This window comes from Streptosporangium sp. NPDC000396, from assembly GCF_042898655.1.
Lineage (GTDB): Bacteria > Actinomycetota > Actinomycetes > Streptosporangiales > Streptosporangiaceae > Streptosporangium.
Window position 1 is genome coordinate 432401 of the sequence record NZ_JBIAZA010000003.1, and the last position, 22272, is coordinate 454672.

At 69.8% G+C, this 22272-nt stretch carries 23 protein-coding genes; 10 read left to right on the forward strand and 13 right to left on the reverse strand.

Annotated elements, in window-relative coordinates:
• Window positions 1-5: 5 nt before the first annotated feature.
• The 5 genes from ACFY2X_RS06910 (at window position 6) to ACFY2X_RS06930 (ending at window position 5072) form a co-directional block, all read left to right on the forward strand.
• Window positions 6-1307, forward strand: coding sequence for an ABC transporter substrate-binding protein (locus tag ACFY2X_RS06910; protein WP_389933447.1), 1302 nt, complete (start codon window positions 6-8; stop codon window positions 1305-1307).
• Window positions 1304-2239: a carbohydrate ABC transporter permease gene (locus ACFY2X_RS06915; protein WP_389933450.1), complete on the forward strand. Its 936-nt coding sequence runs from the start codon at window positions 1304-1306 to the stop codon at window positions 2237-2239. The genes ACFY2X_RS06910 and ACFY2X_RS06915 overlap by 4 nt, the downstream gene beginning before the upstream one ends.
• Window positions 2236-3033: a carbohydrate ABC transporter permease gene (locus ACFY2X_RS06920; RefSeq protein WP_389933452.1), complete on the forward strand. Its 798-nt coding sequence runs from the start codon at window positions 2236-2238 to the stop codon at window positions 3031-3033. Before ACFY2X_RS06915 ends, ACFY2X_RS06920 begins: the two co-directional genes overlap by 4 nt.
• A gap of 222 nt (window positions 3034-3255) precedes the next feature.
• The gene (locus ACFY2X_RS06925; RefSeq protein ID WP_389933455.1) at window positions 3256-4020 is read left to right on the forward strand and encodes an IclR family transcriptional regulator; all 765 of its coding nucleotides are present in this window, start codon (window positions 3256-3258) and stop codon (window positions 4018-4020) included.
• Window positions 4021-4106: 86 nt separating this feature from the next.
• Entirely contained in the window at window positions 4107-5072 is a 966-nt protein-coding gene (locus tag ACFY2X_RS06930) for an endo alpha-1,4 polygalactosaminidase (RefSeq protein ID WP_389933458.1), read from the forward strand.
• Window positions 5073-5189: 117 nt separating this feature from the next.
• Here the strand turns inward: ACFY2X_RS06930 and ACFY2X_RS06935 are convergent, their stop codons facing one another.
• The 12 genes from ACFY2X_RS06935 to ACFY2X_RS06990 all read right to left on the reverse strand — a co-directional run bounded on the left by ACFY2X_RS06935 (window position 5190) and on the right by ACFY2X_RS06990 (window position 16273).
• Window positions 5190-6425: a cytochrome P450 gene (locus ACFY2X_RS06935; protein WP_389933461.1), complete on the reverse strand. Its 1236-nt coding sequence runs from the start codon at window positions 6423-6425 to the stop codon at window positions 5190-5192.
• 38 nt (window positions 6426-6463) lie between these two features.
• Entirely contained in the window at window positions 6464-7858 is a 1395-nt protein-coding gene (locus ACFY2X_RS06940) for an NAD(P)/FAD-dependent oxidoreductase (protein ID WP_389933464.1), read from the reverse strand.
• Window positions 7851-8078, reverse strand: coding sequence for a ferredoxin (locus ACFY2X_RS06945; RefSeq protein ID WP_389933467.1), 228 nt, complete (start codon window positions 8076-8078; stop codon window positions 7851-7853). Before ACFY2X_RS06945 ends, ACFY2X_RS06940 begins: the two co-directional genes overlap by 8 nt.
• A 156-nt stretch (window positions 8079-8234) precedes the next feature.
• Entirely contained in the window at window positions 8235-9041 is an 807-nt protein-coding gene (locus ACFY2X_RS06950; RefSeq protein ID WP_389933469.1) for an isocitrate lyase/phosphoenolpyruvate mutase family protein, read from the reverse strand.
• 258 nt (window positions 9042-9299) lie between these two features.
• Window positions 9300-9644, reverse strand: coding sequence for an RNA polymerase-binding protein RbpA (locus ACFY2X_RS06955; protein ID WP_389933472.1), 345 nt, complete (start codon window positions 9642-9644; stop codon window positions 9300-9302).
• 146 nt (window positions 9645-9790) lie between these two features.
• Window positions 9791-11146 carry an MFS transporter gene (locus ACFY2X_RS06960; protein WP_389933475.1) on the reverse strand — a complete coding sequence of 452 codons (1356 nt, stop codon included), beginning with the start codon at window positions 11144-11146 and terminating at the stop codon, window positions 9791-9793.
• A gap of 57 nt (window positions 11147-11203) precedes the next feature.
• On the reverse strand, window positions 11204-12001 hold the full coding sequence (locus tag ACFY2X_RS06965) for a glycerophosphodiester phosphodiesterase (protein ID WP_389933478.1): 798 nt from the start codon (window positions 11999-12001) through the stop codon (window positions 11204-11206).
• Between the two features lie 80 nt (window positions 12002-12081).
• Window positions 12082-12642 (reverse strand): TrmH family RNA methyltransferase, encoded by a 561-nt coding sequence (locus ACFY2X_RS06970; RefSeq protein ID WP_389933480.1) that lies wholly within the window; start codon window positions 12640-12642, stop codon window positions 12082-12084.
• A gap of 82 nt (window positions 12643-12724) precedes the next feature.
• Complete coding sequence (locus ACFY2X_RS06975; RefSeq protein ID WP_389933484.1) at window positions 12725-13336, reverse strand: class I SAM-dependent methyltransferase; 612 nt, start codon at window positions 13334-13336, stop codon at window positions 12725-12727.
• Window positions 13337-13368: 32 nt separating this feature from the next.
• A complete protein-coding gene (locus ACFY2X_RS06980; RefSeq protein ID WP_389933487.1) occupies window positions 13369-14316 on the reverse strand; it encodes a VWA domain-containing protein in 948 nt (315 codons plus the stop codon).
• Window positions 14313-15272: a DUF58 domain-containing protein gene (locus tag ACFY2X_RS06985; protein WP_389933489.1), complete on the reverse strand. Its 960-nt coding sequence runs from the start codon at window positions 15270-15272 to the stop codon at window positions 14313-14315. The genes ACFY2X_RS06980 and ACFY2X_RS06985 overlap by 4 nt, the downstream gene beginning before the upstream one ends.
• A complete protein-coding gene (locus tag ACFY2X_RS06990) occupies window positions 15269-16273 on the reverse strand; it encodes an AAA family ATPase (protein ID WP_389933492.1) in 1005 nt (334 codons plus the stop codon). The genes ACFY2X_RS06985 and ACFY2X_RS06990 overlap by 4 nt, the downstream gene beginning before the upstream one ends.
• Window positions 16274-16399: 126 nt before the next feature.
• Here ACFY2X_RS06990 and ACFY2X_RS06995 point away from each other — a divergent pair, with 126 nt between their 5' ends.
• Window positions 16400-17164 (forward strand): hypothetical protein, encoded by a 765-nt coding sequence (locus tag ACFY2X_RS06995; RefSeq protein WP_389933494.1) that lies wholly within the window; start codon window positions 16400-16402, stop codon window positions 17162-17164.
• Between the two features lie 67 nt (window positions 17165-17231).
• Window positions 17232-18128: a DUF2268 domain-containing protein gene (locus ACFY2X_RS07000; protein WP_389933499.1), complete on the forward strand. Its 897-nt coding sequence runs from the start codon at window positions 17232-17234 to the stop codon at window positions 18126-18128.
• Here ACFY2X_RS07000 and ACFY2X_RS07005 read toward each other — a convergent pair.
• A complete protein-coding gene (locus tag ACFY2X_RS07005) occupies window positions 18105-18746 on the reverse strand; it encodes a response regulator (protein WP_389933503.1) in 642 nt (213 codons plus the stop codon). The genes ACFY2X_RS07000 and ACFY2X_RS07005 overlap by 24 nt on opposite strands.
• Window positions 18747-18895: 149 nt before the next feature.
• Between ACFY2X_RS07005 and ACFY2X_RS07010 the strand changes: the two genes are divergently transcribed.
• The 3 genes from ACFY2X_RS07010 (at window position 18896) to ACFY2X_RS07020 (ending at window position 22230) form a co-directional block, all read left to right on the forward strand.
• Window positions 18896-19906, forward strand: a complete 1011-nt coding sequence (locus ACFY2X_RS07010; RefSeq protein WP_389933505.1) for a DNA topoisomerase IB — start codon at window positions 18896-18898, stop codon at window positions 19904-19906.
• Between the two features lie 95 nt (window positions 19907-20001).
• Window positions 20002-20394 (forward strand): ChaB family protein, encoded by a 393-nt coding sequence (locus ACFY2X_RS07015; RefSeq protein ID WP_389933508.1) that lies wholly within the window; start codon window positions 20002-20004, stop codon window positions 20392-20394.
• A gap of 174 nt (window positions 20395-20568) precedes the next feature.
• Complete coding sequence (locus ACFY2X_RS07020) at window positions 20569-22230, forward strand: catalase (RefSeq protein WP_389933512.1); 1662 nt, start codon at window positions 20569-20571, stop codon at window positions 22228-22230.
• The last annotated feature ends 42 nt before the right edge of the window (window positions 22231-22272 follow it).

Consider the following 22272-nt stretch of genomic DNA (forward strand, 5'->3'; position numbering starts at 1 on the left):
ACCGCATGAAGAAGATCGCATTGATGACGGCCGCGATGCTCGCCTGCGCCGCCGCCTGCTCCTCCGGTGAGACCGGCGGCGCCGGTCAGGGGGGCCGGTCTCCGGGAACCGTCGAAATCACGATGTGGCACGGCCAGGAGGACACCTCGGCGGACTCCGTCGAGAAACTGGTCGCCGAGTTCAACCGGACACACCCCACGATCAAGGTGACCACCGACTCCGGCGGCGTCACCGCGGACGCGATGCTCCCCAAGGTGACGACGGCACTGGCCGCCGACACCTATCCCGACATCGCCTACATGTACGGCTCGTGGAGCGCCAATATCGCCCGCAGTCCCAAGGCCGTCGACCTGACGTCCTACGTCAAGGATCCGAAGGTCGGCTGGGACGACTTCTGGCCCAACACCCGCGCGACGGTCACGGTGAGGGACAAGGTCATCGGCTTTCCCGCCGTGGTGGACGACCTCGCCGTCCTCTACAACAGGAAACTGCTGGCCAAGGCCGGGCTCAAGGAGCCGTCGAAGGACTGGACCTGGGACGACTTCCGGGCCATGGCCCGCTCGATGACCGACCCCGCGACCAAGACCTACGGCACCACCTGGGCGGTCAGCGGCGGTGAGGAGACCACCTGGGGCCTGTGGCCCCTGCTGTGGCAGAACGGTGGCCAGATCCTCGCCCCCGGAGACAAGAAGGCCGCCTTCAACTCCCCGGCCGGGGTGCAGGCGCTGACCGTGCTCCAGCAGATGGCGGTGGTCGACAAGTCGGTCTACGTGGATTCGAGCCCGGCGGAGAAGGGGCAGAAGCTCTTCGAGTCGGGTCGCCTCGGCCTCATGCTCGCCGGTCCGTGGGTCCTGCCCGACCTGCAGAAGGCGAAGGTCGACTTCGGCATCGCCGTGCTGCCGGGGACCGGCGGGGACCACCAGACGATCTCCGGGCCGGACAACTGGGTCGTCCTGGACCGGGGAGAAGACCGCGTCAAGGCCTCGGTCGAGTTCCTCGCCTGGCTCACCGCCCCCGAGCAGCAGATGGTCTGGATGAAGGACACCGGTTCGCTGCCGACCCGTAAGTCGATCACCGCACTGCCGGGATACAAGGACTTCGTCGCGAAATATCCGGGCATTCAGGTGGTGACCGACAACCTGGTCAACGCCAAGCAGGTGCGCCCCGCCTCCACCAAGTATCCGCGGGTCTCCGCCTACGTGGCCGAGGCCATCGCCGCGGTGCTCATCGGGCGCAAGGATCCGAAGTCCGCCCTGGACGAGGCGGCCGTCAAGTCCGACGCCGTTCTCGCGGTGCCCGGCCAATGAGCGCGCCCGCCGCCCCCGCCGTGATCACCGGGACCTCCCGCGGGCAGTCGGTCCGCCGGGCTCGCCGAGTCCGCGAAAGCATCGTCGGTTGGTCCTTCGCCGGGCCGTCGACCCTGCTGGTGCTGGGCTTCGCGATCATCCCCATGGGCTGGGCTCTGCGCCTGTCGTTCACCGACTCCGACCTGGTGACCGGAGGCCAGGACGTCGGCCTCGACAACTACCGGGCGCTCGCCCAGGACCCGCTCTTCTGGGAGGCGATCCGCAACACGCTGACGCTCATGGCGATCTACATTCCCGTGTCGCTGGTGTCCGCGTTGCTCGTCGCCCAGCTGCTGAACAAGCCGATCAGGGGGATCGGGGTCTACCGAGCCTGCTTCCTGGCGCCCTTCATCGCCTCGAAGGCCGCCGTCGGCCTCGTCATGGCCTATGTCTTCGACAAGGACTTCGGCGTCCTGAACGGCCTGATCACCAGTGCCGGGCTGCCCGCCCAGGGCTTTCTCGACGATCCGTCGCAGGCGATCTACGTGATCGCCGCCGTTTTCGTCTGGACGCAGCTCGGCTTCAACGTGGTGATCTATCTCGCCGCCCTCCAGGAGATCCCGAAGGAGGTCATGGAGGCCGCCTCGCTGGACGGGGCGGGCCCCGTGACGACGTTCCGCCGCATCGTCGTGCCGTCGGTGCGGTCCGTCACCCTCTTCCTGGGGGTCTGGGGACTGATCGACACGCTGCAGTTCTTCGACCTGATCCTCACCACCACCAAGGGCGGCCCGGTCAACTCCACGATCACGATCGTGTACTACGTCTGGCAGCTCGCCTTCGATTTCTTTACCGCCGGGTACGGTGCCGCCGTCGCCTACACGCTCTTCGCGGGGACCATCGCCGTGATCGGCCTCGTGCTGCTCCTCGGAGGCCGGAAAGGACTGCTGCGGTGAGACGTCACCTCATCCTCGCCCCGCTGTCGCTGCTGATGGTGGCGCCGTTCGTCTACATGCTGCTCAGCTCCGTAATGACGAGCGTCGAACTGCACCGTTTCCCGCCGCCGCTCATCCCGGAGGGAATCGACCTGACCGGCTACCGGAAGGTGCTGGCCGGCTCCCAGTTCCCCCGGTGGTTTCTCAACAGCGTGATCGTGACCGGAATCATCGTGGTCTCCCAGATCGTGCTGTGCACGCTGGCCGGGTACGGCTACGCCAGGCTGCGCTTCGCGGGGCGCAAGATCGCGCTCTTCATGCTGATCGCGACGATGGTGATCCCCTTCCAGCTCACCGTCATCCCGACCTTCCTGATCTTCACCAAGCTGAACCTGATCAACACGCTGGGCGCGCTGATCGTGCCCCAGCTCGCCTCGGCGCTGGGGGTCTACCTGATGACGTCGTTCTTCCAGTCCTTCCCCAGGGAACTGGAGGAGGCGGCGCGCATGGACGGCTGCTCGCGCTGGGGGATGTTCTTCCGCGTGGTGCTGCCGGTGGCCCGCCCGGCGGTCGCCGCCCTGGCTATGATCACGTTCATCTACTCCTGGAACGACCTGTTCTGGCCGCTGGTGGCGATCTCCTCCGACGAGAGCTACACGCTCCAGGTGGGGCTGGCCACCTTCCAGGGCCAGCACCGCGCCGACTGGGCCCAGATCATGGCCGGCACCGTGCTGACCACCGTTCCGGTCTTCGTCGTCTTCGTCGTCGGTCAGCGCCGCTTCGTCCAGGCGCTGACCGGAGCCGTCAAGGGATAGATCTCTGTGCGGCCCCCTCCCCCGACGGGGCCGCACAGAGAGATCATGGACAGGCAGGCGTCGCCCGACCGGGCGGTCGCTCGCCGGCGAACGCCTTCCGGCGGGGCGGCCCCGTGCACCGCGGTCATCTCGTCGTCCGGGCACGGGAACGAGCAGAATCTAGCAGCCATCCACAGTACGGGCTAGTATTCCGTAATACGGAAACCTCGGAAAAGGAGCGCTGTGACTGAGAAAGAGTCCCCGGTGGGAAGCGTCGACCGTGCCCTGCGCATCATCCAGCTGCTGTCGGAGAGCGGGCAGGGCGCGACGCTGGAGGAGCTCGTGGCACGTTCCGGCCTGCCGCGCAGCTCTCTGCACCGGCTGCTCAGCGCGCTCAAACACCGGGGGTTCGCCGCCCAGCCCGAGCCGAACGGGCGGTACTTCCTCGGCACGGAGATGCTGGCCGCCGCGTTCCGCTACTACGACCGGCTCGACCTGCGCGCCCTGGTCCACCCCGTGCTGCTGCGGCTGCGCGCGGAGTTCAACGAGACCGTGCACATGGCGGTGCTGGACGGAGTCGAGATCGTCTATCTCGACAAGGTCGAGGCCCTGCACGCCATCACGATGAGCTCGGTGATCGGCGGGCGGAATCCGGCCCACGCGACCGGGGTGGGCAAGGCCCTGCTGTCCTGGACCTATCCGACGGACGAGGCCGTCCAGCTGTGGGCCTCCATGCACGGGCCGCTGTCCGCGCGCACCCGGCACACCATCACCTCCCCCGGACGGCTCGCCGAGGAGATGCGTCTCATCCGCGAGCAGGGATACGCCCTCGACCTGGAGGAGAGTGAGGACGGGGTGCGCTGCGCCGCCGTGCCGATCTTCCTCGGCAGGTCCACGCCGGTCGCGGGGATCAGCGTGACGGCGCCCAAGGACCGTTTCCCGCAGGTCCGGCTGGTGGAGGTGGCGACCCGGCTGCGCGAGATCGTCGCCGAGGAGATCGACCACTAGAAGATCGGGTCTTGACGCTGCCGAGGAAAGACTGGTTGCCTATTGGGCGGAAATTAATTCCGCTATACGGAATGGGGGAAGCTCGCATGAGAATTCGAGCCTTCGTCGTAGCTCTTCTGGCGGCCGTCTCCGCGGCGGCGCCGTCGGCGGCCTTCGCGGCGGGGCCCGCCGAGGCCGCGAGGCCCGCTGAGGCCAAGGCAGGCCCGATCTGGCGCCCGCCGGTCAACGCCCGCTGGCAGTACCAGCTCTCCGGCAACGCGGCCTACGCCTCCACCGGGGGCATCAACGTCAACATCTGCGCCAAGCCGGCCAACGGCTCCACCTGTGTCAAGCCGCAGGTCTTCGACATCGACCTGTACGCCGACGCGAACGTGGTCGGAAACAACCACACCCTCAACACCGCCGCCGTCCGGGCCATCCACGCCCAGGGCGCGAAGGCGATCTGCTACGTCGACGCGGGCAGCGTCGAGAAGGGCCGTCCCGACTACCAGCAGTTCGTGGACTGGGACAAGGCCCATGGCAACTCCCTGATCGGCAACGCCTACCCGGACTTCCCCGACGAGAACTACGCCAACATCAACAACGACAAGGGCCAGCGCGACTTCCTGCTGAAGATGCAGGAGGCGCGGGTGGCCAAGTGCGTGCAGGCCGGCTTCGACGGTGTCGAGTTCGACGTCGTCAACACCCACGAGGAGGGCAAGGAGACGACCGGCTGGGACATCAGCCCCGCCACCCAGCTCATCTACAACAAGGCCCTGGCCAACCTGGCCCACCGCTACAACCTGTCGGTCGCGCTCAAGAACGACCTCAGTCAGATCGACGAGCTGGTGGACTCCTTCGACTACGCGGTCAACGAGCAGTGCTTCGAGTTCAGCGAGTGCGACGACCTCAAGCTCTTCGTCAAGGCGGGCAAGCCGGTCTTCCAGGTCGAGTACAAGAAGTCCCCGTCGAGCTTCTGCTCGAAGGCCAACTCCTCCACCTGGAACTTCAACGCCATCAAGAAGGGCAGCGACCAGGCCCTCAAGGACACCCCCTACACCCCCTGCCGCTAGGGCGACCGCGGTAGGCGGAAGGGTCCACGAAACAGGCTCTGACCGCCGGAAGGCCGGCCCGTTCGCCGGTCTTCCGCGCCTCCGGCCGGTTCCCGGTGTGCCCGGGGCCGGCCGGAGCTACGCCAGCAGGCCGTCGAAGGCGACCTGGAGATGGCGGGGGCCGCGGAGGACCGCGTTCTGCCGGTACGGCGGCGGATCCTCCACGAGCCGGGGGTTGCCGAGCCGGCGGGCGAGTTCGGTCAGCGCGATCTGCGCCTCCAGCCGGGCGAGCGGCGCGCCGAAGCAGTAGTGGATGCCGTTGCCGAAGCCCAGATGCTGGTTGTCATGGCGCTCGGGATCGAACCGGTCGGGATCGGGGAAGCGCTGAGGGTCCCGGTTGCCGGAGGCCAGGGCGAGCCAGATCGTCGCGCCCCTGGGAATGGTGGTGCCGGCGATGTCGATGTCGGCCAGGGTGGTGCGCTGCGGCAGCAGCTGCACCGGCGGTTCGTAGCGCAGCAGCTCCTCCACCAGCGGGATGGCCAGGCCGGGCTCCTCGCGCAGCCGCTTGAGCACGTCGGGGTGGCGCAACAGGGTGAGCATCCCGTTGGTGATGAGGTTGACGGTGGTCTCGTGGCCGGCGATGAGGAGCAGGATGGCGGTGATGACCAGCTCCACCGGCGACATCTGCCCGTCGGGGCTGTCGTGGTCGGTGACCAGTGCGGAGAGCATGTCGTCGCCGGGCGCGCGGCGGTGCTCTTCGATGAGCCCGGCGAGGTACAGCCCCATCTCGGAGCGGGCCTGCTGGACGGTGCGCTGCCGTTCGGCGGGGCCCTCGGCGGGGTTGGGGTCGAGGGCGGAGATGATCGTCTCGGCCCAGGCGTGGAAGCGCGCCTCGTCCTCGTGGGGAACCCCGAGGAGCTTGCAGATCACCATCACGGGGAAGGGGTAGGCGAAGTCGTCGACGATGTCGGCCTGGTCCCTGCCCTGGAAACCGTCGATCAGGCCGGAGACCATCCGGGCCAGCTCGCCGCGCATGTTGTGGACCCGCCTGGGGCTCTTCGGCGGCCCGAACGGCCGTGTGGCCAGGCGCCGCAGCCGGTCGTGCTCGGGCGGGTCGAGCCTGATGAAGCTGGGCGGTAGCCCGGTGTCCTCCTCCGGGGGAAGACCGCCGTCCGCCTGCGGGAGGCGGTTGCGCGTGTCGGAGCTGATCCGCGGATCCTGGAGCAGGCTGAGGATCTCCCAGTAGGTGCTGACGACGTAGACGCCGTCATCCTGACGCGACACCGGCGTCCTGCGGAGCTCGGCATAGAGAGGATAGGGATCGGCGCGGTTGGCGTAGTCGGTGATCTGCTGCAGAAGGGTACCGGGCGTCATGGCGGAGTCCTTGAACGTGTTCGGCGGGGCGCTCGCCGTCAGGCACGGGCCGGGACGAACGTCAGCCGCTGGTCGCTGGGCGAGTAGCCACTCAAGGTGACGGTGGGCCCGTGGCTGGGCAGGGCGGGATCCGGGAAGTCGGGCGAGATCGGCCGCAGCCCTTCGGGGCGCCGGTCCACGGTGGCGAAGTCAGGCGGGAACGGCGTGGCGGATTCGATCATCCGCCGGTAGAAGTCCAGCCATCTGGCATGGTCGAAGGAGACCGCGGCGATGACGCGGCCCTGGAAGCCGTAGGCCGCGACGAAGCGGCGTTCGGCGAGCGCCCCCTGGGCGACGACGAGCTCGTCACCCATCGGCGGGACGCCGACGGACTTGATGTTGACGCCGAACTGGGCGGACCAGAAGGCCGGCACCCACAGGTGCGGGCGTCGCTCGGGCCCGGAGCTGACGATGTTGTGGGCGGCGACCTCGGCCTGCGCGACCGCGTTGCCCCAGTGCTCCAGGGAGAGGAACTGGTAGCCGAAGAGCGGGTGGGGGGAACGGGCGACGTCACCGGCGACGAAGACGTCGTCGGTGACGATGCCGTGGATGTCGAAGGCCCGGCATCCGGCGTCGCAGGCGATCCCTCGCGGGCCGGCGGCCAGCCCGGAACCGGCGAGCCACTCGGTGTTGCGCATCGCGCCGAGCGCGATCACCGCCACATCGGTGTCGAGGGTGGTGCCGTCGGACAGGTGGGCGCACCTGAGCCGGCCGGTCAGGTCGCCCTCCAGCGAGGTCAGCGTGATGCCGCAGCGCAGGTCGACGCCGTGCTCGCGCTGCAGCTGCGCCGCGACCGAGCCGATGACGCCGCCGAGCGCCCCCACGAGGGGGGCCGGCCCGCGCTCGATGACCGTGACGTCGAGCGCCCGCTCCCGGCAGGCGGAGGCGATCTCCGAGCCGGTGAACCCGGCGCCGACGATGAGCACCCGGCGGGGCCTGGCGGCCAGCCGCCGGTTGAGCTTGGCCGCGTCGTCACTGGTGCGCAGGACGAAGACCCCGTCCAGGCCGGCTTCCGTCTCCCTGACCCATGGCCGGGCCCGGGTGCCGGTGGCGATCAGCAGGCGGTCGAACGGGATCTCTTCGCCGTCGGCCAGGCGCACTTTTTTCTCGGTCAGATCCAGCCCCGTGGCCGCGACCCCGAGCCGCCACTGCGCGTCGAGCGCGCGGCGCCGGGGCAGGGCGGTGCCGTCCGCCGGAATCCGGCCGAGCAGGACCTGCTTGGACAGCGGCGGCCGGTCGTAAGGATCGTGCGGCTCGTCGCCGATCATGGTCAGCGATCCCGTGAACCCCTTCTCGCGCAGCGTCTCGGCGGCACGCAGACCCGCCAGGGAGGCTCCGACGACCACGACGCGGCCGTTACGCCTGAACGCGCGCGCCGATCCGTTGTCAGGCATCGGCGTCCCCTTCCGCCCTCGGCGGCACGTCGGCCAGATCGACGAGGATGGCCTGGACAGGGCAGGCCGCCGCGGCCCTCAGGACGTTCTCGCGCTGCACCTCGTCGGCGTTCGGGTTGTACATCAGTGCTTCCTCACCGTGCATGGTGAAGACGTCCGGCGCGAGGAAGGCGCACTGCGCGTATCCCTGGCAGCGGTTGAGGTCGACGACAAGCCTCATGAGGACCCATGTCCCTTCAGCGGGTGTGGTCATCAGATGCTGCCGAGCATAGGGGCCTGAACAGGACAAACGCCGCCAGGAATCGCCGCGTTGCGGCTTTTGGAGCTGTCTTTGCCGCCTTCCTTCCAAATGGTGGGCGATGGGCGCCGGCCGGTGTCAGGGCGCGGAGGTCTCCGGGGCGTACGGGCTGCGCCCGGCCTGGATCGCCGCGATCATCTGGGCGGTGTAGGCCTGCACGGCCAGGTGCAGGCCGTGCCCGAAGCTCACGCGGGCCACCCCGAGCGCGGCCAGTTCCCCGAGCGACGGGGTGTCGCGGCGGAACAGGACGTTGATCGGGCCGTCGATCTCCTGAGCCAGGGTCCGGATCGCGCCGGCCTCGGAGACGAGGATCGGGTAGACGCAGTCGGCGCCGGCCTGCAGGTAGAGGCGCCCGCGCCGGATCGATTCGGCGAGCCTGCCGGCGGGTGATCCCGTGCCGTTCAGGTGGACGTCGACGCGCGCGTTGATCACCAGGTCGATGCCCGCGCCGTCGGCCGCCGCGCGGACGGCGGCCAGGAAGGCCGCCTGTTCCTCGGCGTCGACCATCTCGCCCGTGCGGGGGTCGGAGTCTTCCAGGTTGCAGCCGACCGCGCCGGTGGCGGCGAGGCGTTCCACCAGCTCCGCCGGCTTGAGCCCGTAGCCGCGCTCCATGTCGGCGGTGACGGGGACGCGGACCGACCGGGCGATGCGGCCGACCGCGGCGAGCATCTCCTCGACCGGTGTGGCCTCCCCGTCGTCGTATCCGAGCACCGGGGCGATCGCGGCGCTGCCGGTGGCGACCGCGGGGAACCCGGCCGCCTCGACGGTGCGGGCCGACGCGGCGTCCCAGACGTTGGGCAGGACCAGTGGGCTGCCCGGTACGTGCAGCGCTCGCAGTGCCGTCGCCTTCTCGGAGGCTGTCGTGTTCGTCGCGTCGTCAGTCATGGCAGCGATCTTAGAGGGGGCAGGTGGACCGGTTTAAGGTCCAATCCCGTGCCAGTGGACTGGGCCGCTTCCGCAGGCGGCCGGCTGGTCCGTGTGCGGAGTTCCAGGGCGCGGGGCGTGAGGCCGGTGGCGGGCCGAGGGCACGGGGCCGGTGACAGGCCGAGGGATGTGAGGCCGGTGACAGGCCCGGGAGAGCGTCGAAGGCCCCCGGCGTCCGAAAGGACGCCGGGGGCCTTCGACGACGGTTGCCCCGGCCGGTCAGGCGCTCTTACGGCGTTGGGCACGCAGGATCGCCAGTCGCTCGTTGAGTACCTCCTCCAGGTCCTCGATCGTGCGGCGCTCCAGCAGCATGTCCCAGTGCGTCCGTGGGGGCTTGGCCTTCTTGGCCTCCGGCAGTTCGCCGTCCACCCGCAGGCCGGTCGCGCCGCACATGCGGCATTCCCAGGTCGCCGGAATCTCGGCCTCGGCGGCGAGCGGAACGTCGAACTGATGGCCCTTCGGGCAAATGTAGGACACCTCCTGACGCGGAGCCAGATCGGTGTTGCGGTCGTTCTCGTAGCTGGTCGCCCCGAGTCGGGTGCCGCGTAGCGCACGCTCGCCCATGTCTCAATGCCTCCTGAGGGCCCCGTCGTGAGGGGTTCGTCTCCCACGGCGTACAACGCTTGATACCGTGTGTGGATTCCCACACATGGGGTGATCCAATCGCGCGTTCTTGACCTGGTCTGCGATCCGCCCCTTCGGAGGGGTTCTCAGATGCGTTCCGGCACCGGATTCCCGGCGGCCCTGATGGCCTTGGGAAGGTTGACGGCGGCCAGCAGGGCGAAGCCGACCACGAAGAAGATCACCAGCGAGACGATGCCCAGGCGGTAGCTGTCGGTGAGCTGGAGCGCCAGGCCCAGGGTGAACGAGCCGAGGAATGTCGAGCCCTTGTCGCTGATCTCGTACAGGCTGTAATATTCCGCCTCCTTGCCCGCCGGGATCACGTGGGAGAACAGCGACCGCGACAGGGCCTGGGTGCCCCCCATCACGATGGCGATGGCGAAGCCGAGCGCGAAGAACGGCAGCGCCGAGCCCCTGGGCAGGAAGTAGGCCACGCCCACCACGGCGGTCCAGGCGACCAGCGCGGCCATCACGACCCGTTTGGCCCCGTAGGACGCGGCCAGCCGGCCGAGCAGCAGGGCACCGCCGAACGCGACGAACTGCACCATCAGGATCGCCGCGATCCGCACCTCCTGGCTCAGCCCCAGCTCCTTGTCGGCGTAGGTGGCCGAGAAGGAGATGACGGTCTGCACGCCGTCGTTGTAGATGAGGTAGGCGACCAGGAAGCCCAGCGTCAGCGGGTACCGGCGCAGGTCCCTGATCGTACGGCCGAGCTGCCGGAAGCTTCCCGCCACGGCCTGCCCGGCGCTTTCGGCGCCCGAGGCGAGCGCGTGCCGGTTGCGCAGCCGCAGCAGCGGGATGATCGTGAAACCGGCCCACCACAGGCCGGCGGAGGACAGGGCGATGCGCACGGCCTCGCCCTCGGAGACGCCGAAGGACTCGTGGTAGAGGAAGAGACCGAGGTTGATGGCGAGCAGCAGGCCGCCGCCGAGGTAGCCGAAACCCCAGCCCTGGGCCGAGACCCTGTCGCGCTCGTCGGCCGTGGCGATCTCCGGCAGGAACGAGTTGTAGATGACGAACGCGGCGGCGAAGCAGACGTTGGCGATCAGGAACAGCGCGCCGCCCAGCAGGTAGCGCCCGTCGGAGACGAACCAGAAGCACATCGTGGCCCCGGCGCCCAGGTAGGCGAACAGGCCCATGAGCTCCTTCTTGCGGCCGATGTGGTCGGCCAGGGCCCCGGCGACGGGCATCAGGATGATCTGCAGGATGGCTGCGGCGCCCACCACGAAGGAGTAGTAGGCGCTGGGCCGCACGTCGAACCAGAGCACGTCCACATAGGGGCGGCCCCCGGCGGCGTTCTGAGCGATCGTCGTCAGATACGGGCCGAGGAAGACCGTCAGGACCGTGGTGGGGAAGGCGGAGTTCGCCCAGTCGTAGAAGTACCAGCCGCGCTGTTCGCGGCGGCGGGCCTGGGGGGAGTCCTCGACGACCTGGTCGGCGGTCATGGGCGGTCCTCGGTTCGCTGGGGGGATTTCTCGGGGGGTGTACGGCTGGGGCGGCGTTCAGGCGGCCATGCGGCCGGGGTGCCACTGGCCACGTGCCTCCAGCACCTCGCGGAGGCCGGAGATGTTGTCGGTCATCACGCCGTCCACACCGAGGTCGAGCAGGCGCTTCATCTCCCCGGGGTCGTTGATCGTCCACACGTGGATCTGCATGCCGAGGGCGTGCGCCGTACGGATGAAGGCGGGCGTGATGATCCGCAGGCCGCGGAAGCCCACCGGCACCTGCGCGCAGGGCACCCCGGCCCGCGCCAGGCGGGCCAGCAGCCGGCCGTAGCCGGAGGTGGCCGCGGCGGCGCGCAGGGTCGCGACACCGCGCGGGCCGAGCGAGGAGCACACCTCGCGGCCGATCGCGGCACGGGCGCGGGCCAGCCGCTCGTCGGAGAAGGAGGTGACGCAGATCCTGTCGTAGGCGTTGGTCCGCTTGATCACCTCGGCCAGCGGGGCGATGGCCTCGGCCTCCTTGACGTCGATGTTGAAACGCGCCTCCGGCCAGGAGCCCAGCAGGTCCTCCATGAGCGGGATCTCGTCCACGCCCCCGATCCGCGCCTCACGCACCACCCGGTAGGGCAGGCCGGCGATCCGGCCGCGCCGGTCGGTGACCCGGTCCAGGGTGTGGTCGTGGAAGGCCAGCAGCACCCCGTCGGCGGTGGCGTGCGCGTCGGTCTCCAGGTAGGAGTAGCCGAGCTCCACGGCGCGGGCGAACGCGGCATGGGTGTTCTCCCGGCCCTCGGACGCCCCGCCCCGGTGGGCGAAGGCGAGCGGGAGAGGATGATCGAGGAAGGGGTAACGGTGCTGCACGTGCAGGAGTATGCCCGTTATGGGCATGACTCGTCATCGCGGGCAGGTGAACGTTTAGATCACGGGCTCCCAAGCCGCCCTTATTCCTCGCCCGGGGGCTCCTTGCCGGACCACTCCTGGCGGCGGACCTCGGCCACTGTGATCGCGGTCGCGACCGCCACGTTGAAGGAGCCCACCCGGCCGACCTGGGGGATGTAGCAGACGCCGTCGGCGGCCTCCAGCAGCGCGGGGGAGCAGCCGTGATCCTCGCTGCCCACCACCAGGCACACGTCACCGCCGAGTTTCGCCTCGGGCAGCGGCACCGCGTCTCCGGTCAGCTCCACCGCGACCACGGTGAACCCGTCGTCCTTGGCGGCCCGTACGGCCTCCAGAACGGGGACCGGCCCCTCCCAGGCCACCAGGCGGTCGGTGCCCAGCGCGGTCTTCTGCGCCTTGGGATTGGTCGGGGGAGTGGCGTTGCCCGCCAGCCAGATCCGCTCCACCCCGAAGGCGGCGGCCGTACGGAAGATGGAACCGATGTTGAACGGGCCGGTCACCGACTCCACGATCAGGGCGAGCCGCCCCCCGGTGTTCCTGCGCCAGGTGCGGTTGAGCCGCTTGACGTCGGTCGGCCGCAGCTGCCTGCGCGGGTTTGCGGTCATCGGTCGTTCACCGTTCCTCGTTCGTTCCTGGTTAGTTCCGCGCTCGTTCCGGGGGAGGGGCGCGCCTGGCCTGTCGTTTCGCTCACCGCTCCGGACCGGCCGCCCGCGCCTTGACCTCAAGGATCCGGTAGGAGGACCGGGAGGCCGCGCGAGTCGTGGGCCAGCCCTGCTCGTTCAGCCAGCGCTGCAGGGAGTCGGACCCCAGATGTTTCTGGATCACCAGATAGGCGACGCCGTCCGGGGTCAGCCGGGACAGCCAGCGGGTCAGCATCTCGTGCATGGCGGCCTTGCCGATGCGGATCGCGGGGTTGGACCAGATGGCCTTGAACCGGATCTCCGGCGGGACCTCGTCGACGTGAAGCGACCTTACTTTGTCAAGGGCGGCGGCCTGGGCGTTCCTGGCGCACAACTCCACCGACCGCCGGTTGACGTCCACCGCCCACACCGTCGCGCCGGGGGCCCGCGAGGCCATCGTCAGCGCGATCGGCCCGTAACCGCAGCCCAGATCCAGCAGGTCGCCCTCGGCCGGGGGAGGGGGCACGGTCTCCAGCAGGATCCGGGTGCCCTGGTCGACGCGTTCGGGGGAGAAGACCCCGCTGTCGGTCTCCAGCCTCAGATGAAGGTCGGGGAGCACGAGCGTGACCGAGCCGGGACGGCTGGCGGCCGCGGGACGCTCCTCGAAGTAATGTGCCACGTCGTAGAACGTTACCAATGGCCGTGACCCGCTCAGGGCAGCCGCAACCCCAGCACCGCGGTCGCCGCCGCGACCAGCAGCCCCGTCACGATCGCCGCCACGACGAACCACTGGCTGATCTCCTGGTGGACCGTGCGGTAGCCGAGCGAGGTGCCGATCTGCTCGTACACCTCCCGCAGCTGGGTGCCCGACTCGGCCTCGTAGGCCCGGCCGCCGGTGCCGTCCGACAGGGTCTGCAGGGTGGCCTTGTTCACCGGCACGTTCACGTCGCGGCCGTCGATCGAGACGGTGCCGTCCTGGGTTCCGTAGGCGATCGTGGAGACCGGCACGCGCGCGTTCATCGCCGCCTCGATCGCCTCGGCCACCGACCGGCCCGAGGTGTTGTCGCCGTCGGACAGCAGCACGACGGCGGAGGGCGGCGGATCGGTGACCGCCTGCTGGTCGAAGGAGCGGATGGAGTCGAGCGAGTTGAACACCGCCTCGCCGATCGCGGTGCCCGCCCGGGTGGTGAGATTGCCCAGCGAGGTGACCACCGCCTGGTGGTCGGTGGTGGGGGAGACCACGACCGAGGCGGAACGGGCGAAGGCGACCACCCCGACGTTGAACCGTTCCGGCAGATCCCTGACGAACTTCTGGGCCGCCGCCTTGGCGGCGACGATCCGGCTCGGCTGGACGTCGTCGGCCTCCATCGACAGCGAGACGTCCAGCGCGATGATGATGGTCGCGCGGTCGCGGGGGACCCGTACGGAGTCGGCCGGCCGGGCCGCGGCGAGCACCAGCAGGCCCATCATCAGCAGAAACAGCATCGGGGCGATGTGCCGGCGCCAGCCCGGGCCGGAGGGGGCCACCAGCGTCAGCAGCGGCAGGTTGGTGAAACGCACGGCGTAGCGGCGCCGGGCGAACTGGGCGGCCACGTAGCCCGCCGCGGCCAGCGCGAGCGCCGCGAACAGCCACAGCCAGGCCGGAGATAGGAAGGTCACCGCGCCGCTCCCGAGGTCGGAGGCCGGTGCGTCAGATGCGCCATGCGCCGCTGCCGCAGGACGAACTGGGCGATGTCGAAGATCCAGTCGCGGTCGGTGCGCAGCACCAGGTGCGCCACCCCGCAACGGCGCAGCGCCATCCGGGTCATCGCCCGCTGCGCGGCGGCCGCCTCCGCGTAGGCCGCGCGCACCTTGGAGGTGAGCCGGACCTGGCGGCTCCGCCCGGACTCCGGATCGGTCAGGCTGACCAGCCCCACCGGCGGCAGCTCCAGCTCGCGAGGGTCGATCACCTCGATGGCGAGGACCTGGTGGCGGGCGGCCAGGCGGCGGATCGGCCGCTCCCAGGGCAGCTCCAGACCGGGGTCCAGGGTGGGTTCGGCGTCCAGGAAATCGGAGACGATCACCCGCAGGCCGCGCCGGCGCCGGCCCGCGGCCAGTACCCCGATCGCCTCGGCCAGGTCGGGAGCGTCGGTGACGGGGCGTCCCCGGGGTGCCTCCATCAGCGAGTGCAGCAGGCCGTACAGGGCTGGACGGCCGCCCCTGGCGGGCATGCGGTGGACGTATTCGTCGTGCAGGACGTAGGCGCCGAAGCGGTTGCCGATCCGGCCGGACAGGAAACCGACCGCGCCGACCGCAGCCACCACCAGGTCTCGTTTCTCCATCTTGGCGGTGCCGAAGTCCATGCTGGGCGACAGGTCGGCCAGCGCCCAGGTCTCCAGCTCCCGGTCGGCGATCAGATCGCGCACGTGCGGGACGGTGGTGCGGGCGGTCACCGCCCAGTCCATCCGGCGGATGTCGTCCTCGCCGGGGACATAGACCCGGCTGTCGCCGAACTCGCTGCCCGGGCCCGGAAGGAAGCCCTGGTAGGAACCGTGCAGCAGTCCGTCGAGCCGGCGGACGATGCTCAGTTCGAGCCGGCGCAGCGCCTGCTCGGCCGTGGTCGCGGTCGCGGTCATCGGGAGCCCTGGTTCCAGACGACCAGCGGCGGGGGCACGGCGGCCAGGATCCGCCTGACCACGTCCTCGGGATCCACCCCGTCGGCCAGCGCGTCGAAGGTGAGCATCAGGCGGTGGGACATCACGTCCACGGCCACGTCGCGGACGTCGTCGGGGAGCAGATAGTCACGGCCCCGCAGCAGGGCCAGGCCGCGCCCGGCGGCGACGAGACCGAGCGTGGCGCGGGGGCTGACCCCGATCTCGATGTTCTCCTCAAGGTCGGACAGGCCGTACTCGGCGGGGGAGCGGGTGGCCATCACGAGCCTGACCACGTAGTCGGCGACGAGCTGGTGCACCGAGACCTGGTCGGCCATGGCCTGCAGCGCGGCCAGCCGCGCGGGGTCGAGCACCGTTCTCGGGACGGGAGGGGCCACGCTCATCCGGTGCAGGATCTCCAGCTCCTCGTGGGCGGTGGGATGGGCGACGCGGACCTTGAAGAGGAACCGGTCGCGCTGGACCTCGGGGAGCGGGTAGACGCCCTCGGACTCGATCGGGTTCTGGGTGGCCAGCACGATGAACGGCTTGGGCAGCGGGTGGGTCTGTCCCGCCAGGGTCACCTGCCGCTCGGCCATGACCTCCAGCAGCGCGGACTGCACCTTGGCCGGGGCGCGGTTGATCTCGTCGGCGAGCAGGAAGTTGACGAACACCGGGCCGAGCTCGACGTCGAAGGACTCGCGGGAGGGATGGTAGACGCGCGTTCCCACGATGTCGCTGGGAACCAGGTCGGGGGTGAACTGGATGCGGGCGAAGTCGCCGCCCACCACGGTGGCCAGCGTGGAGGCGGCCAGGGTCTTGGCGACGCCGGGCACGCCCTCCAGCAGGCAGTGGCCCCGGGCGAGGAGCGCCACGAGCAGCCGCTCCACCATGTGCTCCTGGCCCACGATGACCCGCCGGACCTCGGCCAGGGCCTCACGCAACAGTCCGGTGTCGGTTTCACTCGGCAGTTCTTCGGCGACGGTCATGTTGATATTCCACCAAATGAAATTCCGGATCGCACAGCTGGCCTGGTGCGTTTTTCCTGTTGGTACCCATGTGGGTTCTGTGTCAGCACCCCCACGGACACAACATGATCGTCATCGTGTGCTTTCATGGCAGGCGTGGCCAGTCCGCTCCAGTATGGTGACCCGCCCCATCTGGGTCCCTTCGTTCTCCAGGCCCGCCTGCGGGTGGGTCCCGCAGGGCTGGTCTACCTCGGGCAGGGAGCCGACGGCCGGGCGGTCTCGGTCGCGGTGCTGACCAGGGGGGCCGCGCTCGACCCGGCGGCCCGCGATCGGTTCGTCACCGGGATCCGCGAGGCCGTCGCCAGCCGTTCGGGCGTCCGGGGCTGGATGGCCAGGGCGACGCGCGGCCGGACCGCCGTGGCGGACACGGCCCCGCAGGTGCTGGCCATGGACGGCGGGAGGGCGCCGTGGGTGGCCACGCCGTACGAACCGGACCGGGCGGGGGCGGAGCGGTTCCTGGAGCCGGTGCTGGTGCGGGGCACGCTGATCGGCGAGCGGCACGGTCCGGACTTCGCGCCGTACTGGGTGGGAGACCGCTCGCCCGCGCTGCCCGCACCGCCCGAGGGCGCGCCGCCGCTCACCGAGACGCGCAGGTCGGTGATCATCGCCGGGACCGTGCTGGCCGTGCTGCTGGTGTTGCTGGTGACGATGATCTGGCTGCTGCTGCCCCGGGAGGAGGAGAGCCAGTCGCCGTCGAGGCCGTTGCCGACGACGGTGTTCGTGCCGACCCCGCCACCGGTCCCGGCGACCCCGGACCCGGGGCGGCCGACCACCACGCCGTCTCCTTCGCAGAGCGGGACGGGGACTCCCGGGCCGCGGCAGGGCGACGAGGACGAGGGCGCCCCAATCTAAGCGGGCGGCTCGCGGATCCGTTTACTCGCTTGATCCTCCCGTAACGGGAGACTTTAGCGTGCCGGGCATGGAAATCATCGTTCACGACACCCCGCGGGTCATGCTCGACCTGGTGGGGCTTCCTCTTGAGCGGCGCCCCGGCGCGCTGCGCGACATGCTGGCGCCGATGCGCGAGGCCATCCGAATGCCCGGCGACAGCGTCGACATCCACCACGGAGGCGGCGGTTTCCGGGTGGACCGGGATGACGACCGTTACGCGCCGGCGCTGCGCCGGATGGTCGACGAGGACGTCCGAGGCCAGGTCGAGGGCGCTCTCACCGCCGCGTGGCAGTATCTCGGCGACGCGGTGCCGGGCATCAAGGCCCCCGAAACCCTCCAGGTCATGATGGTGCTCGGCGACCCCGACGACGAGTATCTGATGACGACCGCCGGCGGTTATTACGGCATGGGGGGCGCGCCGGGCTGGCTCTACCTGCTGGTCTGGCCCTCCGACGACGTCATCGGCCGGATCGCCCACTGCGCGGTGCACGAGCTCCACCACCAGGTGCGCTACCAGAACGTGGACTGGAACCCCGTGACGGTCACGGTCGGGGAGCACGTGGTGGCCGAGGGCCTGGCCGAGGCGTTCGTCCGCGAGCTGTCCGGCTCCGAGGCCATGGGCCCGTGGTCGGGGATGGTGACCGGAACGGAGCTCGACCGCGCCTACGACAAGATCGTCGCGAACGCCGGTCTCGCCGGCATGCAGCACACCCCCGGCTACGTGCTGGGCGACGCGGCCATGCGCAGGTTCGGCCAGGAGCCGCTCGGCATCCCGGACATGGCCGGGTACGGCGTGGGCCTGCGCATCGTCGACGCCCACCTGGCCGCGTCGGGCCTGACCGCGGCGGCGAGCACGGTGCTGCCCGGTGCGGACATCCTGGCCGGCGCGGGAGTGGCCGTCTCAGCGCGGGGAGACGAAGCCTGACTCGTAGGCGGTGATGACGGCCTGGGTGCGGTCGCGGGCCTCAAGCTTGGCCAGCACGTTGCCCACGTGGGTCTTGACGGTCTCCATGCTGACGACCAGCTCGGCGGCGATCTCCCCGTTGGACAGGCCGCGGGTCATCAGGCGTAGCACGTCGCCCTCACGCGAGGTCAGCCGGGAGATGCCGGGGATGGTCCGGCTGCCCTCGTGGCGCGCGGCGAGGCCGCGGATGGCGGCGGGGAACAGCAGAGAGTCGCCGGTGGCCACCGTCCGGATCGCCTGGACGAGATCGCCGGGGCGGGCGCGCTTGAGCAGGAAGCCGCTCGCCCCGGCACGCAGGGCCTCGTAGACGTAGTCGTCGTTCTCGAAGGTGGTGACCACGACGACCTTGGGCGGCTCGGGCAGCGCGGCCAGCCGCCGGGTGGCCTGGATGCCGTCCACGGCCGGCATGCGCACGTCCATCAGCACCACGTCCGGCCGGTGCTCGCGCACCACGGGCACCACGGCCGCTCCGTCCGCGGCCTCGCCCACCACGGTGAGATCGGGCTCCGAGTCAATGATGATCCGCAGTCCCATGCGGATCAGGTCTTCGTCGTCGGCGATCACCACACGCAGCGTCATGGGCACGACCCTACAGAAGAGCGATCACGGCGCGGAAAACCGCCGGGGGAGAGCCGGCGGCGGCGGGCCTGAGCCGCGCGTCTCATGAGCGTGACCTGCCTGGGCGGCGTGCGCCTCATGAGCGTGACCTTCCTGGGTAGAGGGCCTCCGTGACCGAACTCCGCGAGAGCAACCCAGCCGAACCGGGCATCCGGCGGCGGCGCAGGGGGCGTGGTTTCACCTACCTGCGTCCCGATGGCACACCGGTCCGCGACCGCCGTACCCTCGTCAGGATCAGGGCGCTGGCGATCCCGCCGGCCTGGACCGACGTCTGGATCTGCCGGTCGCCGGACGGCCACATCCAGGCGGTCGGCACCGACTCGGCCGGGCGGCGCCAGTATCGCTATCACGACGTCTGGCGCGTGGAGCAGGACCGGGCGAAGTTCGACCGGGTGCGTGAGATGGCCGAGCGGCTGCCGAAGTTCCGGGAGCGGGTCGCCGAGCATCTGGGGCAGCGGGGGCTGACACGCGAACGGGTGCTGGCCGCCGCGGCGAGAATGCTCGACATCGGGTTCTTCCGGGTGGGCGGTGAGGCCTACGAGTCGTTCGGGCTGGCCACCCTGCGGTTGGAACACGTCACCTGTACGGCGGGCAGGGTCGTCTGCGCCTACCCGGCCAAGGGGGGCAAACCGCGGGAGGTGGAGATCGCGGACGCCGACGTGTGCAAGGTGGTCACCGCTCTGCGGCGGACCGGGGAGGAGGGGGAACTGCTGCGCTACGAGAACGGCTCCGGATGGGTGGACGTGCGCAGCGACGACATCAACGCCTATCTTCGCGAGACGTTCGAGTCCGAGGTGTCGGCCAAGGACTTCAGGACCTGGCACGCGACGGTGCTGGCCGCCGTGGGCCTGGCGGTCTCCTCGCGCGTCCGGTCCAGGACCGGCAGGCGGCGCGCGATCAACCGGGTGATCAAGGAGGTGGCCGACTACCTGGGTGACACTCCGGCCGTCGCCCGCGCCTCCTACGTGGACCCTCGCGTCATCGAGGCCTATGGAAAGGGCCGGACCATCGCGCGGGCGCTTTCCGAGCTCGGCGCCGACACCGGCTTCGGCCAGCTGGCCACGCACGGCGGCGTGGAGCGGGCGGTCGCCTCCCTCCTGCGGCGCTCGGCGCTGACGTGAACCCAGGCAACGGGAACACGGCGGCGGGAACACGGTGACATGAACGGGAACGGCGTGGGCAGGGGGTCTTCGACGAGCGAAAGAGGTGATTTCAGATGCCGGCACGAGAAGAGCTGCCGTCGACCTTGCGACGCTCACCGAAGAAGGCGCAGGAGACGTGGATCAAGGCCCACGATTCCGCGGTGGAGACCTACGGTGAGGGAGCGCGGGCACACCGTACGGCCTTCGCGGCGTTGAAGCACTCCTTCGAGAAGATCGGCGACCACTGGGAGCAGAAGAAGGCCAAGGGCCCCTCCGACGCCCAGGCGGCCAGGAGCACCCCGAAGCCGGGAAAGACCGCTGAGGGGGTCGACGCCAACGCCTCCAAGCAGCATCTGTACGAGGTGGCCAGACGCCTGGACGTCAGGGGGCGGTCCACGATGAGCAAGGGTGAGCTCGTCAACGCCATCAAGAAGGCCAACCGCAGGGCCACGGCGAAGGCCCGGTGACCGATCGGCCGGTCCCCGCGATCGGGGACCGGCCGCCAGTCATGTGATCTTCTTTCTTGCGAAGATTCTCTGTTCTTCGGGATATAAGCCGCTTTTCGCCGGACATGGAACCTCCAGGTGCCGGCACGACCCGGCACGCCGCAAGTGATCGCCGCGTGGGGGGGAAGCGTCATCATGACGGACGGGACGAGCAAGGAGCCGCAGCCGGGTGAAAGACGCCGGGTGCTGACCGATCGGCAGGGGCACCCGGTCTACGACAACCAGAACCAGCGCACGGTCGGCGCGCGGGGCCCGGCCACACTGGAGAACTACCACTTCCTGGAGAAGATCAGCCACTTCGACCGGGAACGGATCCCCGAACGGGTGGTCCATGCCCGCGGGGTGACCGCCTACGGCTACTTCGAGGCCTACGGCAAGCTGGGTGAAGAGCCGATCAGCCGCTACACCAGGGCGAAGCTGTTCCAGAGGACGGGCAAGCGGACCGACGTGGCCGTGCGGTTCTCCACGGTGATCGGAGGCAGGGACTCCTCCGAGGCCGCGCGGGACCCGCGCGGGTTCGCGGTGAAGTTCTACACTGAGGACGGCAACTGGGACCTTGTCGGCAACAACCTGGCGGTCTTCTTCATCAGGGACGCGATCAAGTTCCCCGACGTGATCCACGCGCTCAAGCCCGACCCGGTGAGCTTCCGGCAGGAACCCAACCGGATCTTCGACTTCATGTCGCAGACGCCGGAGAGCATGCACATGCTGGTGAACCTCTTCAGCCCCCGCGGCATCCCGGCCGACTACCGCCACATGCAGGGATTCGGCGTCAACACCTACCGATGGGTCAACCGGGAGGGCCGGACGCACCTGGTGAAGTACCACTGGATGCCCAAGCAGGGCGTGCGGAGCATGACCGCCGAGGACGCGGCGGCCGTACAGGGACAGGAGCTCGGGCACGCCACCAAGGACCTCCAGGAGGCGATCGACCGCGGTGACTTCCCCGAGTGGGAACTGCTGGTGCAGATCATGACCGACGAGGAGCATCCGGAGCTCGACTTCGACCCGCTGGACGACACCAAGGTGTGGCCGGAGAACGAGTTCCCGCCCCGGCCGGTCGGCCGGATGGTGCTGAACCGGAACGTGGTCAACATCTTCGCCGAGAACGAGCAGATCTCCTTCGGCACCGGAGTCCTGGTCGACGGGCTCGACTTCTCCGACGACAAGATGCTGGTCGGCCGGACGTTCTCCTACAGCGACACCCAGCGCTACCGGGTGGGGCCGAACTACCTGCAGCTGCCGGTGAACCAGGCCAGAAACGCCGAGGTGCGCACCAACCAGCGCGACGGCCTGATGACCTACCACGTCGATGGCCAGGGGGAGAGCCCGCACGTCAACTACGAACCCTCCGTCACCGGAGGGCTGAGCGAGGCGCCGCGTCCCGCCCACGACGAACTGGGCCCGGTCGTCTCGGGGCGCCTGACCCGCAGGCGGATCCCGCGGACCAACGACTACACCCAGGCCGGCCAGCGCTACACGCTGATGGAGCCGTGGGAGCGCGACGACCTCGTGCTGAACTTCGTCACCCTGCTGTCGCAGGCAGACCGTCTCATCCAGGAGCGCATGGTCTGGCATTTCCTCATCGTCGACGACGACCTCGGGCTGCGCGTCGGGGAGGGACTCGGGATCGGCCCCGAGGACGTCGTCCACCTCGAACCGCTGGCGAACCAGGATCTCACGGAGGAGGATCGCGAGAGGCTGTCCAGGCTGGGTAAGAACGGGCCGCGCGACGTGACCGGCCTGAGGATGACCCACTGCGTCCCCAACGGGCAGGCGCGGACGGCCACCGGCTGATCATCCCCCGACGCCCCCGGGCTTCCATGAAAACCCGAGGTC

Excerpts from the sequence above, each read along its gene's own strand:
- ACFY2X_RS06910 (WP_389933447.1), top strand. The coding sequence starts at position 6 with ATGAAGAAGATCGCATTGATGACGGCCGCGATGCTCGCCTGCGCCGCC.
- ACFY2X_RS06915 (WP_389933450.1), top strand. The coding sequence starts at position 1,304 with ATGAGCGCGCCCGCCGCCCCCGCCGTGATCACCGGGACCTCCCGCGGG.
- ACFY2X_RS06930 (WP_389933458.1), top strand. The coding sequence starts at position 4,107 with ATGAGAATTCGAGCCTTCGTCGTAGCTCTTCTGGCGGCCGTCTCCGCG.
- ACFY2X_RS06935 (WP_389933461.1), bottom strand. The coding sequence starts at position 6,425 with ATGACGCCCGGTACCCTTCTGCAGCAGATCACCGACTACGCCAACCGC.
- ACFY2X_RS06940 (WP_389933464.1), bottom strand. The coding sequence starts at position 7,858 with ATGCCTGACAACGGATCGGCGCGCGCGTTCAGGCGTAACGGCCGCGTC.
- ACFY2X_RS06945 (WP_389933467.1), bottom strand. The coding sequence starts at position 8,078 with ATGAGGCTTGTCGTCGACCTCAACCGCTGCCAGGGATACGCGCAGTGC.
- ACFY2X_RS06950 (WP_389933469.1), bottom strand. The coding sequence starts at position 9,041 with ATGACTGACGACGCGACGAACACGACAGCCTCCGAGAAGGCGACGGCA.
- ACFY2X_RS06955 (WP_389933472.1), bottom strand. The coding sequence starts at position 9,644 with ATGGGCGAGCGTGCGCTACGCGGCACCCGACTCGGGGCGACCAGCTAC.
- ACFY2X_RS06960 (WP_389933475.1), bottom strand. The coding sequence starts at position 11,146 with ATGACCGCCGACCAGGTCGTCGAGGACTCCCCCCAGGCCCGCCGCCGC.
- ACFY2X_RS06970 (WP_389933480.1), bottom strand. The coding sequence starts at position 12,642 with ATGACCGCAAACCCGCGCAGGCAGCTGCGGCCGACCGACGTCAAGCGG.
- ACFY2X_RS06985 (WP_389933489.1), bottom strand. The coding sequence starts at position 15,272 with ATGACCGCGACCGCGACCACGGCCGAGCAGGCGCTGCGCCGGCTCGAA.
- ACFY2X_RS06990 (WP_389933492.1), bottom strand. The coding sequence starts at position 16,273 with ATGACCGTCGCCGAAGAACTGCCGAGTGAAACCGACACCGGACTGTTG.
- ACFY2X_RS06995 (WP_389933494.1), top strand. The coding sequence starts at position 16,400 with ATGGCAGGCGTGGCCAGTCCGCTCCAGTATGGTGACCCGCCCCATCTG.
- ACFY2X_RS07000 (WP_389933499.1), top strand. The coding sequence starts at position 17,232 with ATGGAAATCATCGTTCACGACACCCCGCGGGTCATGCTCGACCTGGTG.
- ACFY2X_RS07005 (WP_389933503.1), bottom strand. The coding sequence starts at position 18,746 with ATGACGCTGCGTGTGGTGATCGCCGACGACGAAGACCTGATCCGCATG.
- ACFY2X_RS07015 (WP_389933508.1), top strand. The coding sequence starts at position 20,002 with ATGCCGGCACGAGAAGAGCTGCCGTCGACCTTGCGACGCTCACCGAAG.
- ACFY2X_RS07020 (WP_389933512.1), top strand. The coding sequence starts at position 20,569 with ATGACGGACGGGACGAGCAAGGAGCCGCAGCCGGGTGAAAGACGCCGG.